Annotated in this window: 15 protein-coding genes, 1 other RNA gene and 1 other annotated feature; of the genes, 14 read left to right on the top strand and 2 right to left on the bottom strand. The window is 37.8% G+C overall.

What is annotated here, in order from left to right; translation table 11 throughout:
• Positions 1–84: 84 nt before the first annotated feature.
• Positions 85–1,845 (bottom strand): SH3 domain-containing protein, encoded by a 1,761-nt coding sequence (locus tag EJF36_RS14445; protein WP_125906993.1) that lies wholly within the window; start codon positions 1,843–1,845, stop codon positions 85–87.
• A gap of 148 nt (positions 1,846–1,993) precedes the next feature.
• Between EJF36_RS14445 and EJF36_RS21590 the strand changes: the two genes are divergently transcribed.
• From EJF36_RS21590 to EJF36_RS14400, 10 genes are all read left to right on the top strand, one after another.
• A complete protein-coding gene (locus tag EJF36_RS21590) occupies positions 1,994–2,170 on the top strand; it encodes a hypothetical protein (protein WP_185806922.1) in 177 nt (58 codons plus the stop codon).
• Positions 2,171–2,243: 73 nt separating this feature from the next.
• Positions 2,244–2,470, top strand: a binding site (T-box leader).
• A gap of 271 nt (positions 2,471–2,741) precedes the next feature.
• On the top strand, positions 2,742–4,010 hold the full coding sequence (hisS, locus tag EJF36_RS14440) for a histidine--tRNA ligase (protein ID WP_125906992.1): 1,269 nt from the start codon (positions 2,742–2,744) through the stop codon (positions 4,008–4,010).
• 14 nt (positions 4,011–4,024) lie between these two features.
• Positions 4,025–5,794: an aspartate--tRNA ligase gene (gene aspS / locus EJF36_RS14435; protein ID WP_125906991.1), complete on the top strand. Its 1,770-nt coding sequence runs from the start codon at positions 4,025–4,027 to the stop codon at positions 5,792–5,794.
• 76 nt (positions 5,795–5,870) lie between these two features.
• Positions 5,871–6,055, top strand: a non-coding RNA gene (gene ssrS / locus EJF36_RS14430) — 6S RNA.
• A 199-nt stretch (positions 6,056–6,254) separates the two neighbouring features.
• Positions 6,255–7,034, top strand: a complete 780-nt coding sequence (locus tag EJF36_RS14425) for a tRNA threonylcarbamoyladenosine dehydratase (protein ID WP_125906990.1) — start codon at positions 6,255–6,257, stop codon at positions 7,032–7,034.
• Positions 7,035–7,364: 330 nt separating this feature from the next.
• Positions 7,365–8,141 carry a hypothetical protein gene (locus EJF36_RS14420; RefSeq protein WP_125906989.1) on the top strand — a complete coding sequence of 259 codons (777 nt, stop codon included), beginning with the start codon at positions 7,365–7,367 and terminating at the stop codon, positions 8,139–8,141.
• A gap of 3 nt (positions 8,142–8,144) precedes the next feature.
• Positions 8,145–8,510: a GntR family transcriptional regulator gene (locus tag EJF36_RS14415; protein ID WP_125906988.1), complete on the top strand. Its 366-nt coding sequence runs from the start codon at positions 8,145–8,147 to the stop codon at positions 8,508–8,510.
• Positions 8,507–9,193 (top strand): ABC transporter ATP-binding protein, encoded by a 687-nt coding sequence (locus EJF36_RS14410; protein ID WP_125906987.1) that lies wholly within the window; start codon positions 8,507–8,509, stop codon positions 9,191–9,193. Before EJF36_RS14415 ends, EJF36_RS14410 begins: the two co-directional genes overlap by 4 nt.
• 11 nt (positions 9,194–9,204) lie before the next feature.
• On the top strand, positions 9,205–10,128 hold the full coding sequence (locus EJF36_RS14405; protein WP_125906986.1) for an ABC transporter ATP-binding protein: 924 nt from the start codon (positions 9,205–9,207) through the stop codon (positions 10,126–10,128).
• Positions 10,121–11,071, top strand: a complete 951-nt coding sequence (locus tag EJF36_RS14400) for an ABC transporter permease (RefSeq protein ID WP_125906985.1) — start codon at positions 10,121–10,123, stop codon at positions 11,069–11,071. The genes EJF36_RS14405 and EJF36_RS14400 overlap by 8 nt, the downstream gene beginning before the upstream one ends.
• Before the next feature lie 77 nt (positions 11,072–11,148).
• Here the strand turns inward: EJF36_RS14400 and EJF36_RS14395 are convergent, their stop codons facing one another.
• Positions 11,149–12,420, bottom strand: coding sequence for a replication-associated recombination protein A (locus EJF36_RS14395; RefSeq protein WP_125906984.1), 1,272 nt, complete (start codon positions 12,418–12,420; stop codon positions 11,149–11,151).
• A 290-nt stretch (positions 12,421–12,710) separates the two neighbouring features.
• Between EJF36_RS14395 and EJF36_RS14390 the strand changes: the two genes are divergently transcribed.
• Genes EJF36_RS14390 through mnmA form a run of 4 tightly spaced genes read left to right on the top strand, consistent with a single transcriptional unit; the run spans position 12,711 to position 16,152 of the window.
• Positions 12,711–13,376, top strand: coding sequence for a YczE/YyaS/YitT family protein (locus EJF36_RS14390; protein WP_125908397.1), 666 nt, complete (start codon positions 12,711–12,713; stop codon positions 13,374–13,376).
• 31 nt (positions 13,377–13,407) lie between these two features.
• Positions 13,408–13,824 carry a cysteine metabolism transcriptional regulator CymR gene (cymR, locus tag EJF36_RS14385; protein WP_125906983.1) on the top strand — a complete coding sequence of 139 codons (417 nt, stop codon included), beginning with the start codon at positions 13,408–13,410 and terminating at the stop codon, positions 13,822–13,824.
• Between the two features lie 41 nt (positions 13,825–13,865).
• Positions 13,866–15,011, top strand: coding sequence for a cysteine desulfurase family protein (locus EJF36_RS14380; protein WP_125906982.1), 1,146 nt, complete (start codon positions 13,866–13,868; stop codon positions 15,009–15,011).
• A 37-nt stretch (positions 15,012–15,048) separates the two neighbouring features.
• Positions 15,049–16,152, top strand: a complete 1,104-nt coding sequence (gene mnmA, locus EJF36_RS14375; RefSeq protein ID WP_125908396.1) for a tRNA 2-thiouridine(34) synthase MnmA — start codon at positions 15,049–15,051, stop codon at positions 16,150–16,152.
• The last annotated feature ends 41 nt before the right edge of the window (positions 16,153–16,193 follow it).

The following is a 16,193-nucleotide window of genomic DNA, read 5'->3' as shown; positions in this document are numbered from 1 at the left end:
GATGTCGCAAATTATCTGTTGAACTACAATATGCCTTATTATCTGGGCTACTCGTTTTTAAAGATATGCTCGTATGTTTAGCGATTATTTAAAATAGTTAACCAATCCGTAAAAAATTGCTTCCGTAGCTTTTTCCTGAAAATCACTCGTTTTAACAGCTGCTTCTTCTGCTTGATTGCTTAAAAACCCTAGTTCTAGTAAAACAGCCGCTTGTTTGTTTTCACGAACTACAAAATAATTTCCGAAACGGACTCCACGGTCAGCAAAGCCTGTCTTCTGAATAAGCTGTTCATGTAACGCTTGTGCAAGTGCCTTATCTTTGTTGCTGTTGTAATAAAAAGACGTAATTCCTTTTGTGCTAGGATCCTGGAAGCTATCAAAGTGGAGACTAATAAATACATCTGCCTTATGATAGTGGGCAGTACTTACACGTGATTGTAAAGATACGTATGTATCACTGTTTCTCGTTATAACCACATTGGCTCCTGCTGCTTTTAATTTGTCATATAATAGCTTTGCTGTTCGTAATGTGACTTCTTTTTCTAGTGTTTTTCTTACACCAGTAGTTCCATCATCACGTCCGCCGTGTCCTGGATCAATAACAATTGTTTTATTTGCTAAGTATTGTTCGACACCTTTTTTCGCTATTTGTTTTACACCACCGTTAGCCTTTACAATCCATCCTGCAATAAAAGCAGGTTGCTTATTTGGGAGCATAATTTTATACCAATCACCTGAAATATCTAAAATAGAGAAAGTTTCTCCTTCATTCGCACGAGCTACGACATCGTTGTTCGTAGACGGGCCTTTCCTGATATTTGTGCCGTTATATAATACTGTTACGAAAGCCTCTTCATCAATAGTATTTGCTGTTTCTACTGGTGAAGATGAGCTCTCTTCTAAAAACCAACTAGCAACCCAACCACGCTGCTTCGTATCCCATTCTATTTCGGCCCAGCTGTCTTTTTCTTGTAAAATGGAAACGGTTTGTCCCATTTTTAATTTATTAATAATTTTCCCGTCGAGACTACCTTGGTCACGAACGTTTAAGATACTAGCTTTCACAATAAAAGGTGTGTTAGTTTGCTCTTGCAGTTGCTGCGGTTCAGGTACTGTAGGATTCTTTTCTATTTCATTTGATAATTTAACAAAATCACGATGAATCCATGCTATTTGCTCTGAAAACTGAATTTGCAACCAATTGTCTTTCTGCTGGACGATAGTGACGGTTGAGTTAGCAGTGATTTTACCGACAATCTTTGCGTCTAATGATGGTTCTGCACGCACATTTAATAAATTAGCAATGACGGTACCTGTATAATTTGAATGAGTTGATTGTACAGGAGTAATACTATTCTGTGTAAACTCACTAAAAATCCAGCCTTCTTTATTGTTAAACAAAATCTTAGTCCAATTTTCATTTGTGGCTAATACTGTTGCCGTGTCTCCCTTATTTAAATGACCAAGTATTTGAAAGGTCGTTCCAGGCCCAAGTCGAACACGTAAATCATCTACTGTAGATATAATAACTGAATTTGTTGCTTCTATATTAGGTTTTTTTGTATCTGCAACCTGCTCAACTAGCCAGCCTGCCACCCAACCACTCGTTTGATTATTCAACTGAATCTCAAGCCAATCCTCTTTATACGAAATAATGTCGTACGTTTCATTCTCTTTAACTTTCGCAATAATGGGATATGCTAAACTTGGTCCTTGTCGTACATTCAATGAATCTACCTTCACTACTATGGTACCAGTTTGGGCAGATGCCATGGAGTAAGGCATTACTAAGGCCACTAGTATGAAAATACTAAGAATACAATTTAGAACTTTGTGACGTAACATACAATCCCCCTTTTTTTAGTACCGTAACATTAATTAATTCGCCAAAAATTTATAATTTCCTTGTAAAAATATGAAATATTTTGTTGGATAAGGGGAATTCTAAAAATTAGTGATACTTTCTTACAGAAATATGGAAAGGGAGAATTGTATGAGATTTAATGAAAAGCAACAACTTAGTCAACGCGGTGAGAACCAACTATTTGGTGTAGACTTCCATGATTTTGTACAGCAGGAAAGCAATGCAACATCAATGGAATTAGCTAGTGAATTTGGTCTTAGTTTAGGTGAGATTCGTCAATTAAAACGAAAAATAGGCAGATCGTAATATTTTAATGAATATTTGCTTGACATAAGTCGGAAGTCTTCGTATGATAGTAATTAAATTTTAATCGATACATAATAAACCGTTGAGGGAGCACAGTAGGTAAGGGAACACATGACAAGAGAGGAAATGCCTCGGCTGAAAGCATTTCTACATGATGGCTTACTGAATGAACACTCCTTAGGTTTTTTCTTGAAAAAGCAATGTACTTTAGTAGGGAAAAACGTATACCGGCGTTAACGGATTAAGTGGAAGCATAGCTTCAACTAGGGTGGCACCACGGGTTTAACTCTCGTCCCTTGTATTATACAAGGGACGAGAGTTTTTTGTTTTGTATCAGCAAATATACATATAGTTTTTTTAAATATTGGCTCTGTTAAAGGTGAATGTTGACTTTTACACATTGTTGATTGTAGCGTAATGCGCTCGACTCCTGCGGGATGTAGTGGCAGGCGTAAGACCCCACAGGCGCATGCGCCGAGGAGGCTTACGGCCACCCCGCGGAAAGCGAGCGCAATGTAGCGAAAATCAACACCAAAGTATAACAGAGCCTAAATATTAGAGGAGGGGTATTATGGCATTCCAAATACCTAGAGGAACACAAGATATCTTGCCAGGTGAAGTAGAAAAATGGCAATTTATTGAGGAAAAGGCAAAGGACATTTGCCGCAGATTTCAATACCGAGAGATTCGCACACCTGTTTTTGAGCATACTGAGCTCTTTTTACGAGGTGTTGGTGATACAACAGATATTGTTCAAAAAGAAATGTACACATTCCTAGATCGTAAAGAGAGGAGTCTTACTTTGCGACCTGAAGGAACTGCTTCGGTTGTGCGTTCTTATGTAGAAAACAAATTGTACAGTGATCCAAATCAACCGACAAAGCTTTTTTATATTGGTCCCATGTTTAGGTATGAACGACCACAGCAAGGACGTTATCGTCAATTTGTTCAATTCGGTGTTGAGGCAATTGGAAGTAATGATCCAGCGATTGATGCCGAAGTTATTTCACTGGCCATTGAGTTTTATAAATCACTTGGACTGAAAAGCTTAAAGCTTGTTATTAATAGTTTAGGCGATCGAGACAGCCGAATTGCTCACCGAGATGCTCTTATTCGTCACTTTGAACCACAAATTGATGAATTTTGTTCTGATTGTAAAGAGCGTCTGGAGAAAAATCCTTTACGTATTTTAGATTGTAAAAAAGACAGAGACCATGAATTGATGAAGACGGCGCCAGCAATTTTACAATATCTAAATGATGAATCTAGTTCATATTTTTCAAAAGTAAAACAATACTTAACTGATTTAGGAATTGACTACGTTGTTGATTCAGGACTTGTTCGTGGTCTTGACTATTACAATCACACTGCGTTTGAAATTATGAGTGAAGCGAAAGGCTTCGGTTCAATCACTACATTGTGTGGTGGTGGTCGATATAACGGTCTAGTTGAAGATATTGGTGGGCCTGATATGCCAGGCATCGGCTTTGCGCTAAGTATTGAAAGACTTCTTGCTGCTCTTGAAGCAGAAAAGATACAGTTACCATTAGAGCAATCAATAGATTGTTACGTTGTAGCTCTAGGTGAACAGGCCGAAAATCGTGCAGTCACATTGTTACATGAGTGTAGAAAAAGTGGACTAGCAGCGGAGAAAGATTATCAAAATCGTAAGCTTAAAGGTCAATTTAAGGCTGCTGATCGACTACACGCTAAATTTGTTATCGTTATGGGTGATGATGAATTACAAAAGGGTGTAGCTAACGTAAAAGAGATGGCGACTGGTGAACAGCTAGAAGTGTCGTTGAATGAACTTGTTTCATATATACAAAATAAATCATAACTAGGAGGGCTAGTATGTTTGGGAGAACGTATTATTGCGGTGAAGTAACAGAAAGCGCGATTGGCGAAGAAGTAACGTTAAAAGGCTGGGTACAAAAGCGTCGTGATTTAGGCGGCTTAATTTTTATCGATCTTCGTGATCGTAGTGGTATTGTTCAGGTTGTTTTCAATCCAGAAGTATCGGAAGAGGCTTTACAAACAGCTGAGAAAATTCGTCATGAGTATGTGCTAGATATTGTTGGAAAGGTAGTGGCTCGTGAAGAAGGTACAATTAACACAACTATTAATACTGGTAAGATTGAAGTACAGGCTACTAGTGTAAACATTATTAGTCAAGCTAAAACAACACCATTTGTTATTGGTGAAAAAGTAGATGTATCAGAGGATTTGCGTTTGAAGTACCGTTACTTAGACCTTCGTCGCCCATCCATTTCTCAAGCGATTATGCTGCGACATAAAACTACAAAGGCGATTCGTGATTATTTAGATAGTGAAGGCTTTGTGGATATTGAAACACCAATTTTAACGAAAAGTACACCTGAAGGCGCTCGAGATTATCTTGTACCGAGTCGTGTACATGAAGGCGAGTTTTATGCCCTTCCTCAATCTCCACAAATTTTTAAGCAATTATTAATGGTTGCAGGTTTAGACAAGTACTATCAAATTGCAAGGTGCTTCCGTGATGAAGATTTACGTGCCGACCGTCAACCTGAATTTACACAAATTGATATAGAAACCTCTTTTATGAGTCAAAATGATATTATCGGTATGACTGAGCGAATGATGGTAAAAATGATGAAGGACGTTAAAGAATTGGAAGTTGAAGCACCATTTCCTAGATTAACTTATACAGATGCCATAAATCGTTACGGATCTGATAAGCCAGATACACGCTTTGACATGGAACTAGTTGATGTGTCAGAAATTGTAAAATCTTCAGGCTTCAAAGTATTTAGTGCTGCTGTTGAAAGTGGTGGACAGGTAAAAGCTATTAATGCCAAACAAGCTGCTGATAAGTACTCTCGTAAGGATATTGATAAGCTAACGGAGTTCGTTGCTCGCTATGGTGCAAAAGGCCTTGCATGGTTAAAAGTTGAAGATGATGGATTAAAAGGCCCAATATCTAAATTCTTTGCTGAAGATGAGCAGCAAAGTATTATGAGTGTGTTAGATGCGTCAGCTGGAGACTTATTATTATTTGTTGCAGATAAAAAATCTGTCGTAGCAGACGCTCTCGGTGCACTTCGTTTACAGCTGGGTAAAGAACTAGAGCTCATTGATGATAGTAAATTTAACTTCTTATGGGTGACAGATTGGCCACTATTAGAATTCTCCGAGGATGACGGACGATTCTATGCAGCCCATCACCCGTTCACAATGCCTGTTAGGGATGATATACCATTATTGGATACAGATCCACAAAAAGTTCGTGCACAAGCATATGACTTAGTTTTAAATGGCTATGAACTTGGTGGAGGTTCACTACGTATTTTTGAACGTGAAATACAAGAAAAAATGTTTAAAGTATTAGGGATGTCAAAAGAAGAGTCCGAGAGTCAATTTGGCTTCTTGCTTGAGGCGTTTGAATATGGAACTCCGCCACATGGTGGGATTGCGTTAGGGCTGGACCGAATTGTCATGCTACTTGCGGGTCGAACAAATTTACGTGACGTTATTGCTTTCCCTAAAACGGCAAGTGCGAGCGACTTGTTAATGGAAGCACCAAGTGAAGTGAGTCTTGATCAATTACTAGAGTTGCATTTACGTTCAACAGTTAAGAAATAATTGTAAGAAAAAGGTAGTTAACGCCTTGTAGTCTTGAAAATTTCGAGTAAGTATGTTATTATTTTACTAAAGAGAACAAGTCCTGATGTGTTCGTCGTTTGTCGCTTTTTGTTTTTACCAACACTATTTATACGGGAGCTTGGAGTTTTCAAGCAGCGTACATGCCTTCCGTCGTGTAGGACTTACAGAAACTTGAAGCAAAGCACCCACCTGCGAGAGCGGGATAAAAACACTAGCCGCGACGGCACGATTGGGATTTGTTCTTTTATTATTTTAAAATAGCAACAAAGCACCTTGCGTATAAGTATAGGGTGCTTTTTTTGTTTGTTCGACTTAAAGGATATTAGCGATTCATAAATATTTTAATAAGTATTTCTATAAAATTACTTGAATTTAACCTTTAGAATGATTTAGACTTGTTTGGGTATACTAATTTAAGTTTCATAATGGAGTGATATAGGTGCTACATCAGTTTTCGAGAAATGAATTAGCATTAGGTAAAGAGGGATTAAATAGATTAGCAAATACAACAGTTGCCATTCTTGGAATAGGAGGTGTAGGCTCATTTGCAGCAGAAGCACTTGCTAGATCCGGTGTCGGGCGTCTAATACTTGTAGATAAAGACAATGTTGATATTACTAACATAAATAGACAAATACATGCGTTACTATCAACAGTCGGACAGTCTAAAGCTGATTTAATGAAAAAGCGAATCGCTGATATAAATCCAGAATGTGAAGTTATAGCATTAAAGATGTTTTATACAGATGAAACATATGAAATGTTCTTTGAACAAGGAATTCATTTTGTAGTTGACGCCTCCGACACAATTTCTTATAAAATACATTTAATTAAAGAATGTTTATCGCGAGACATCCCAATTATTTCAAGCATGGGTGCAGCGAATAAAATGGATCCGACACGCTTTAAAATTGAGGATATTTCTAAAACACATACAGACCCAATTGCTAAAGTGATTCGTACTAGGCTCAGAAAAGAAGGGATTCGTAAAGGTGTACCGGTTGTGTTTTCTGATGAAAGTCCGATTGTAATTCGTGAGGATATAAGACAGGAAATTGTACCTGATGAAAATACACCAATTCGTAAAGCAAAGCTTCCACCCTCATCAAATGCCTTTGTTCCATCAGTAGCAGGTTTGATAATGGCATCGTATGTAATTAGAGAGCTTACAAAAGACATTTTAATTGAACGTGTATCTGATGAACGCGGTGGAAAATAAAAGCAATAAATCTGTTTCGATTTTAAATCGGAGCAGTTTTTTTTTTTTTGGACTTTAAAATATAGTGTCTAACTCCAGGTGCCAACGGCTCGAGGGGAAAATACAAATCAAGTCCACCTTGGTCACAAGTCAATCGTCTCTGGAAGTCAGGACGTCCGAAGGCAAGGCAGCCTAGTGTCGACCGACAAGCTAAACAGTGTTTGTAAAGAAGGTAGAATTTTAATATTGACAATTTTTTGAACGTATATGGTAGTTGTTTGACAATTACGATGTAGTGGTGTACTATTTACCTAGAACACTAAAACACCATTACGAGTGGAGGCTAATATAATGAATAGTTGGAACGGTCTTGTTAAAAAGGAATTTTATCAATCAAGAGTATGGATGGTTTCGGTTTTAGCTCTAGTAATCTTAGTAAACTTTGTTTCATATGGTTTTGCTGTTAGATACGATCATGCGCTAATTTCGTTTTTTTCGGCGTTTTTTACCCTTCTATTTTTAGGGCTGTATTTAGGAATATTTTTAGCAGTAAGTTTGAGTGCAGAATTTAAGCAACGTCAACTGTGGTTGTATAATCCGCAACCTGTTACGAAGCTGATAGGAGCGAAGTTTGTTGTAGGCTTAGTTGCAAATATAGTGACACTTATTGTCGCCGGAGCATTTACTTTATTTGCTGCTGCTCAGTCACTAAATCAATACACTGATTTATCAGCAAATGATACGGTAGCATCATTAGTAAAAGGAGCATTCTGGTTAGAGCTAGGAGTGATGTTCTCAGGTATTAGCTTTGCAGTTCTCATTTTACTTGTTATGTCAGTGCATCAATTTATTAAGCAGTATGCTGGTAAAGTGAGTGGCTTCATTACTACAGTTTTAGTAATCGCAAGTATGATTGCTTGGACTTATATACAAAGCAGCAGCATATACAGAACTATTGTGGGCTGGGGAACAATAACATTTGCAGCGCCCACGGAGCTTGAACAAATTCATCAATCAATAACAGTTGATGGCACGATAACAGTAGGTAGGATTGTATTTTATGTTGTTTCACTTAGTGTCTTCTACTTTTTATCATGCTGGATATTAGAGAAAAAAGTGGAGGTGTAGACTGTGGAATTTACAGGAGATAAACCGATTTATGTTCAGTTAGCTGATGACGTAATTCGTAAAATAGTTCGGAAAGAAATAAATCCAGGAGATAAGCTTCCATCTGTACGTGAAATGGCACTTCAATCAGGTGTAAATCCGAACACTGTACAACGAACGTATAGTGAGCTTGAAAGGGTGGAGATTGTGGAAACGAAACGAGGACAAGGAACATTCGTTACGGAAAATGTTGATATATTACAGAGATTGAAGGAATCATTGAGAAGAGATAGTATTCAAGCTTTTATACAAGAGATGAAACTGCTCGGTTTTACAATTGATGAGATGATAGACGGTTTACAAGAGGTAAAGGAGGATGGTCGTGTATGATTACTCTTGAAAAAGTGACAAAAATGTATGGCAATCAGCCGGCACTTGACGGCGTATCAATACAAATTGGAAAAGGACAGATAGTTGGAATACTCGGTCCTAATGGAAGCGGCAAATCTACGACACTTAAGCTTATTGCAGGTCTGATTAGACCAACAGAAGGCGTTATAAAAGTGAACAATCAGTATGTTGATAGACAAAGTTGCTCATTTATATCCTATATGTCTGAATTAGACCAATTTTACTCGTTTTATACTGTTGAGGAAACTATTCAGTTTTATGCATCACAATTTGCGGATTTTGATGTTCATAAAGCACATGAAATACTTGCCTTTATGAAGCTAGATCCTGCTAAAAAGGTAAAAAATCTATCTAAAGGGAATAGAGGTAGGTTGCGATTAACATTAACGCTATCTAGAAAGGTACCGGTTATTTTGTTAGATGAGCCATTGTCTGGACTGGATCCTATAGTAAGAGAGTCAATTGTAAAGGGACTATTATCGTTTATAAATTTCAACGAACAAACAATAATAATTACAACACATGAAGTAAGTGAAATTGAACAAATTTTAGATCGAGTGCTTATTATTCAAGATGGTGACGTGATTAAGGACGCATTAGTAGATGAATTACGAGAAGAGGAAAATGTGAGTGTCGTGGAGTGGATGAAGAAACATTTATAGGAGTGATTGGAATGGAGCCTATTGCACAAATAAAGAATGTCACAAAACAAATTGGAAAAAAGAGAATAATTGATGATATTACGTTTGATATTTATCCTGGAGAAGTATTTGGTTTTTTAGGACCAAATGGCGCTGGTAAAACAACAACAATTCGTATGATGGTAGGGTTAATGGGAATTACGTCGGGAGAAATCTTAATCAAAGGCCACAGTATTAGAACAGACTTTGAAAAAGCTATTAGCCAAGTAGGTGGCATTGTAGAAAATCCTGAAATGTATAAGTTTTTAACGGGCTACCAAAACCTGGTGCATTACGCAAGAATGTATGTGAGTGTGGATAAAAATAGAATCGACGAAGTTATTGAACTAGTGGGGTTAGATAAGCGAATTCATGACAAAGTTAAAACATATTCACTTGGTATGAGACAACGTTTAGGGTTAGCGCAAGCACTACTTCATAACCCTGCACTTCTCATTCTTGATGAGCCAACAAACGGATTGGATCCTGCAGGGATTAGAGAGTTTAGAGACTATTTGCGTAAGCTTGCGAGAGAAGAAAATTTATCTGTTCTTGTATCTAGCCACTTACTTTCAGAGATGGAAATGATGTGTGATCGGATTGGAATTATTCAAAATGGTAAGCTAGTTGATGTGAAAACATTGAATGAATTGGTAAAAAGTGATAAAGATACTTCCGTGTATCGTATTGCAACCGATAATAAAGAATTCGCTTCAAAAGTAGTAAGTGAACAATTTACTGATCTCGTGTTTACTCAGATGGACGACACATTATTACTAACAGCATCGAAAGAAACGATTGCGCAAATTGTGGCTGAACTAGTTAAAGCAAATGTTAAAATCTATGAGGTTTCGCAAACAACCCCATCTTTAGAAGATAAATTCCTTGAAATTACAGGGGGGAATCAAATTGTCTAGTTTACTAAAGCTTATACAAAATGAAAATATGAAGCTGTATCGTCGTATCGGGACATGGATTATGATTGGTCTCTTAGTCATTATAACAGTAGCGGGGGGAGTCATCACAAAGTACGTAAACGAAGGAAATGAAAATCCAAATTGGCAGCAAACTTTAATTGAAGAAAATAAAAGATTAACATCACAGCTACAAGAGCCTATACCAGATCAATTAAAAAGGCAGTATGAGCAAACAATTGCGAAAAATGAATATAGTATTGAACATGATATTGCACCGGTGCCAACAGCTAGCTTTTGGGGATATGTACGTTCATCTATACAAATTATTCCGTTCGTTACTATGTTTACTGTCATTATCGCAGCCGGGTCGATTGCTTCCGAGTTCTCTTGGGGTACCATTAAGCTTCTGCTAATTCGACCTGCTTCACGAGGTAAGCTCTTGTTATCAAAGTATATTGCAACACTACTTTTTGCAATCTCGTTATTAGCAATATTATTAGTCGTTGCCATGATAACAAGTCTCGCACTGTATGGTATTGACAATTTATCGACTCCGCATCTTTCTTACGTGAATGGAAGTGTAGCTGAAACGAGCATGTTAGCGTATGTATTGTCTAACTATGGTTTAAACTCTATTCAACTAGTCATGATGGTAACTTTTGCGTTCATGATATCTAGTGTTTTCCGGAGTAATTCACTAGCAATTGGTTTAGCGATATTCTTAATGTTTACAGGTGCACAATTTACGATGCTATTAGCTATGAAGTTTGAGTGGGCTAAATATATTTTATTTGCCAATTTAGACTTAACGCAATATATCAACGGCATGCCCCCTGTTCAGGGAATGACCATGACCTTCTCTATTGTTATGCTAATTATTTATTTTGTTTTGTTCAATGCGCTATCTTGGTTTGTTTTTACAAAAAGAGATGTAGCAGCATAGCCTGTGGTCCTAAATAAAACAGTCAAGGATTTTTATCTTTACCTTGACTGTTTTTTAATATAGTTCCATGTATGTTATTACTTTTTATTTTGTAGATTACTATATATTTGAGCAATTGCTTGTTCAAACTTGCCAGTATGCTTAGGGGTGTAATATTTTTTACTTTTTAATGAGGAAGGTAAATATTGTTGAGCAACCCAACCGCTTTCATAGTCATGCGGATATTGATATCCAATGCCACGATTTAATTTTTTTGCACCCGCATAGTGTGCATCACGTAAATGGTCTGGAACTTCTCCAGATAAGCCTTTACGAATATCCGATAAAGCTTGATCAATGGCAACTATAGCAGAATTAGATTTTGGTGAAAGACATAGCTCAATAACAGCATTAGCTAACGGAATACGTGCCTCGGGAAATCCAAGTCGTTCTGCTGCTTGAACAGCAGCTAATGTCCGTGGGCCAGCCTGTGGGCTAGCTAGTCCAATGTCTTCATAAGCAATAACTACTAGTCGACGGCAAATACTAATCATATCGCCAGCTTCTACAAGTCGACCTAAATAGTGAAGTGCGGCATTTACGTCACTTCCGCGAATAGATTTTTGAAAGGCTGACAGTACATCATAGTGTCCATCCCCGTTTTTATCATGAGAAAAACTCTTCTTCTGTAAGCATTCCTCAGCGATTGACAGTGTAATTTTAATTTCATCTTTACAGTCTGCTTCGGTCGATCTAACTGCTAACTCCAAAGCATTTAATGCAGAGCGAACATCTCCTCCACAACCTATGGCAAAGTGCGACAGTGCTTCATCATCAATTGCAACATCATATAGTCCTAATCCGTTCTCTTTATCAGTAACTGCTCGCAACAATGCGTGTTTTATATCATCTGGTGCAAGTGGTTTAAGTTCGAAAATTTGGCATCTGCTTCGAATAGCAGGATTTATAGCGTGATAAGGATTGGATGTTGTGGCACCTATTAAGATAAGCAAACCACTTTCAAGATGTGGAAGTAAAAAATCTTGTTTCGCTTTGTCAAGTCTATGTACTTCATCGAGTATTAAAATGAGTTGTCCTGACATTTTCGCTTCCTCAACAGCAATCTCCATATCCTTTTTATTATGTACGACAGCGTTAAGTGAACGGAATTTTGTATTTGTACTACCAGCAATAGCTGTTGCAATAGACGTTTTACCAATTCCAGGGGGACCGTATAAAATCATGGAGGTCAATTGCTTTGCTCTTACCATTCTGTATATAATTTTGTTATCTCCGACAAGGTGCTCTTGTCCGAGAATATCTTCAATTTTTTTGGGACGCATACGAAATGCGAGTGGTTTATGGTTCATAAAAAGGTCTCCTTACAGATGAGGAAGTATATTACCATTTTAGCAAACATTCGTTCTTGTTCCAAGTGTGACCTTCATGCAACCTAACTTTAGTATTCTGTGTTAGGTGTGAAGATACCGAAGTTCTGAAAATTGTTAGAGCGTTCATCTGCAGTTTATTATGATTTGTGATATAATATCCAAAGTCAATTTAGAATAAAATTCGATCAGAAATAGGGGATACTTAAAGTATTATTTTTGAAAGTGTACCATTTAAAAATAAATATGATTGTGTGGGGACCAGAAAAATGATGAGCCTTAGATTAAAAGGTTTTATTGCTAAGTGGGCGATATATTTCATAGGCTTACTTGTAATGGCATATGGAATTGTACTTACTATTAAAGCTGATTTCGGTGTTTCGCCTTGGGATGTGCTTCACATTGGGCTATTTAAACAGCTAGGTCTGACAATAGGAAGCTGGTCGATAATTGTTGGATTCATCGTGTTAGCTCTATCAGCTATCTTAACGAAATCGTGGCCAAAAATGGGAGCTTTTTTAAACATGCTTTCTGTTGGTGTGTTTATTGATTTGTATATGCTCCTCCCATTTTTAAAAACTCCTTCTCATGTACTCAACAAAATAGTAATGCTAGCTATCGGTATTGTCGTAATGGGATATGGTATGGGGTTATATATTGCTGCAAGGTGTGGAGCGGGGCCTCGAGATAGTCTAATGATTGCTTTAACACAGTTAACAGGGTGGAAGGTACAATATATTCGAGGTGTCATGGAAGTACTTGTTTTAGTCATAGGCTGGATGCTAGGCGGTCCTGTTTTTATTGGTACAATTATATTTAGCGTTGTTATTGGTCCAGTAGTCGGGGTAGCATTACCGCAGTGTCAACTGTTGGCCGATAAAATTGTTATTAAGCTATCCCAACCAACAATACCTAACATGAATCATATAAGTCAGTAACGTAAAACAAAAGCGTTTAGGGGGATGAAAAATGAAAATTTCTACAAAAGGTAGATATGGACTTACAATTATGATTGAATTAGCAAGAAAACATGGAGAAGGACCTACCTCCCTGAAAGCCATTGCGCAAGCGCATGATCTTTCAGAGCATTATCTTGAACAGCTAGTTGCCCCATTACGTAATGCTGGACTTGTAAGAAGTATTCGAGGTGCTTATGGTGGGTATGTATTAGGACATGAACCTGATAAAATTACAGCTGGTGATATTATCCGTGTGCTTGAAGGACCACTTAGTCCTGTTGAAGGCATTGAAGATGAAGAACCGGCAAAGCGTGAACTGTGGATACGTATTAGAGATGCCATAAAAGAAGTACTTGATAGTACTACAATTGAAGATTTAGCAAGTCATTCTGAGGATAATACAGATGGCTACATGTTTTATATTTAATAGCAAGGCATGGGTACAATAGTTGAAAGGAGGGTGAAAAAATGGAACATGTGTATTTAGACCATGCGGCTACATCACCTATGCACCCAGAGGTTGCTGAAGCCATGCTACCATATATGACTGAAATCTTTGGAAATCCATCAAGTATTCACAGCTTTGGTAGGCAAGCTAGGCATGCATTAGATGTAGCAAGAAGAACGCTAGCAAATAGTATTTCAGCTCGTGAAAGCGAGATTATTTTTACTAGTGGTGGAACAGAAGCAGATAATCTAGCTATACTCGGCGTGGCAGCTGCTAATTCCCACAAAGGTAAGCATATTATAACGACAGAAATAGAGCATCATGCTGTGCTCCATGTATGCGAGCGTTTAGAGAAACAAGGGTATGAAGTTTCGTATTTACCAGTAAATGAATATGGTCAAGTTACTGTAGAACAAGTGCAACAGGCACTTAGAGACGATACCATTTTAGTTACTATAATGTATGGAAATAACGAGGTCGGTACCATACAGCCAATATCAAAAATAGGTGAGTTGCTACGTGACCATCAGGCGTATTTCCATACTGATGCTGTACAAGCTTACGGTACACTTTCTATAGACGTTAATTCTCTTTATATTGACCTTTTAAGTGTGTCAGGTCATAAAATCAATGGGCCAAAGGGATTTGGTTTTTTATATGTGAAGCAAGGTACGTTGCTTGAGCCAATATTTTATGGTGGTGAACAAGAGAAAAAGCGCCGTGCAGGAACAGAAAATATAGCTAGTGCTGTTGGTATGGCAAAGGCAGTAGAGCTATCACAGCAAACAATGCAGGAACGTACAGGTTTTTACCAAGCATGTAAAAAAAAGCTATTAGCAACCTTTGACGCTGCGGGTATCGCTTATGAAATAAACGGTTCACATAACGAAAGTCTCCCACATATATTGAATGTTGCTTTTCCTAAAACACGCGTTGAAGCGATGCTTGTAAATTTAGACTTGGCTGGTATAGCTGTTTCTAGTGGTTCAGCATGTACAGCAGGATCAATAGAACCTTCTCACGTACTAGTTGCTATGTTTGGTAAAAACTCTGAACGAATACTATCGTCTATACGCTTCAGCTTTGGACTTCATAATTCACTTGATGAGATTGAACGTGCTGCAAATGAGGTCGTTTCAGTAGTGCGTAGGCTTGTAACCGTATAGCGAAAAGAAAAAAATAAGTAAGATAGGAGGGGTTATGATGGACAAATCACCAGCACACACAAGAGTAGTAGTTGGCATGTCAGGCGGTGTTGATTCATCGGTTGCAGCTCTTCTTTTAAAAGAACAAGGCTACGATGTTATAGGAATCTTTATGAAAAATTGGGATGATACAGACGAAAACGGAGTTTGTACAGCGACTGAGGATTACGAGGATGTAATTCGTGTTTGTAATCAAATAGGCATTCCTTATTATGCAGTGAATTTTGAAAAGCAATATTGGGACAAAGTGTTTACTTACTTCCTTGAAGAATATAAAGCGGGTCGTACACCTAATCCAGATGTTATGTGTAACAAAGAAATTAAGTTTAAAGCGTTTCTTGATCATGCGATGCAACTAGGAGCCGATTATTTAGCTACAGGTCACTATGCCCGAGTATCACGCGAAGAAGGAAAAGTGACTATGCTGAGAGGAATTGACCACAATAAAGATCAAACATATTTCTTAAATCAACTTACAGCTGCTCAATTAGAAAAAGTAATGTTCCCTATTGGTGGGTTGCAGAAGGCTAAAGTACGTGAAATAGCAAAGCGTGCAGAACTAGCGACAGCTACAAAAAAAGACAGTACAGGTATATGCTTTATTGGTGAGCGGAATTTCAAAGAGTTTCTCGGACAGTATTTACCTGCTCAGCCAGGCACTATGGAAACGCTCGATGGAGAAAATCTTGGTACGCACGATGGTCTTATGTATTACACAATAGGTCAAAGGCATGGATTAGGTATTGGAGGATCAGGTGATCCTTGGTTTGTAGTGGGGAAAAACTTAAATGAAAATATTTTGTATGTGGCGCAAGGCTTTGATAATGACTTATTGTACTCTGACTCAATTATTGCAACAGATATTAATTGGATAGGAGATCTTCCATCTACATGCACAGCTAAGTTCCGATATCGTCAAGCTGATAACGAAGTTCATGTAGAGATGATAGAAGAGCGCACAGCAAAGGTTACGTTTGCAAAGCCAATTAGAGCAGTAACACCTGGCCAAGCTGTTGTGTTTTATGACGGCGATGTATGTCTTGGTGGTGGTACTATTGATGAGATTTATAAAAATAATGAAAAACTAACATATGTAGGGTAAAGCACCAAGCCTCAACTCCTTATTATCCTGGGTTGGGGCTT

Source organism: Bacillus sp. HMF5848 (assembly GCF_003944835.1).
In the GTDB taxonomy this organism is placed as follows: Bacteria; Bacillota; Bacilli; order Bacillales; family HMF5848; genus HMF5848.
This window is presented reverse-complemented; position numbering and strand designations above follow the sequence as displayed.

Excerpts from the sequence above, each read along its gene's own strand:
- EJF36_RS14390 (WP_125908397.1), top strand. The coding sequence starts at position 12,711 with ATGAGCCTTAGATTAAAAGGTTTTATTGCTAAGTGGGCGATATATTTC.
- EJF36_RS14410 (WP_125906987.1), top strand. The coding sequence starts at position 8,507 with ATGATTACTCTTGAAAAAGTGACAAAAATGTATGGCAATCAGCCGGCA.
- EJF36_RS14405 (WP_125906986.1), top strand. The coding sequence starts at position 9,205 with ATGGAGCCTATTGCACAAATAAAGAATGTCACAAAACAAATTGGAAAA.
- EJF36_RS14395 (WP_125906984.1), bottom strand. The coding sequence starts at position 12,420 with ATGAACCATAAACCACTCGCATTTCGTATGCGTCCCAAAAAAATTGAA.
- EJF36_RS14445 (WP_125906993.1), bottom strand. The coding sequence starts at position 1,845 with ATGTTACGTCACAAAGTTCTAAATTGTATTCTTAGTATTTTCATACTA.
- cymR (WP_125906983.1), top strand. The coding sequence starts at position 13,408 with ATGAAAATTTCTACAAAAGGTAGATATGGACTTACAATTATGATTGAA.
- mnmA (WP_125908396.1), top strand. The coding sequence starts at position 15,049 with ATGGACAAATCACCAGCACACACAAGAGTAGTAGTTGGCATGTCAGGC.
- EJF36_RS14420 (WP_125906989.1), top strand. The coding sequence starts at position 7,365 with ATGAATAGTTGGAACGGTCTTGTTAAAAAGGAATTTTATCAATCAAGA.
- EJF36_RS14380 (WP_125906982.1), top strand. The coding sequence starts at position 13,866 with ATGGAACATGTGTATTTAGACCATGCGGCTACATCACCTATGCACCCA.
- aspS (WP_125906991.1), top strand. The coding sequence starts at position 4,025 with ATGTTTGGGAGAACGTATTATTGCGGTGAAGTAACAGAAAGCGCGATT.
- EJF36_RS21590 (WP_185806922.1), top strand. The coding sequence starts at position 1,994 with ATGAGATTTAATGAAAAGCAACAACTTAGTCAACGCGGTGAGAACCAA.
- hisS (WP_125906992.1), top strand. The coding sequence starts at position 2,742 with ATGGCATTCCAAATACCTAGAGGAACACAAGATATCTTGCCAGGTGAA.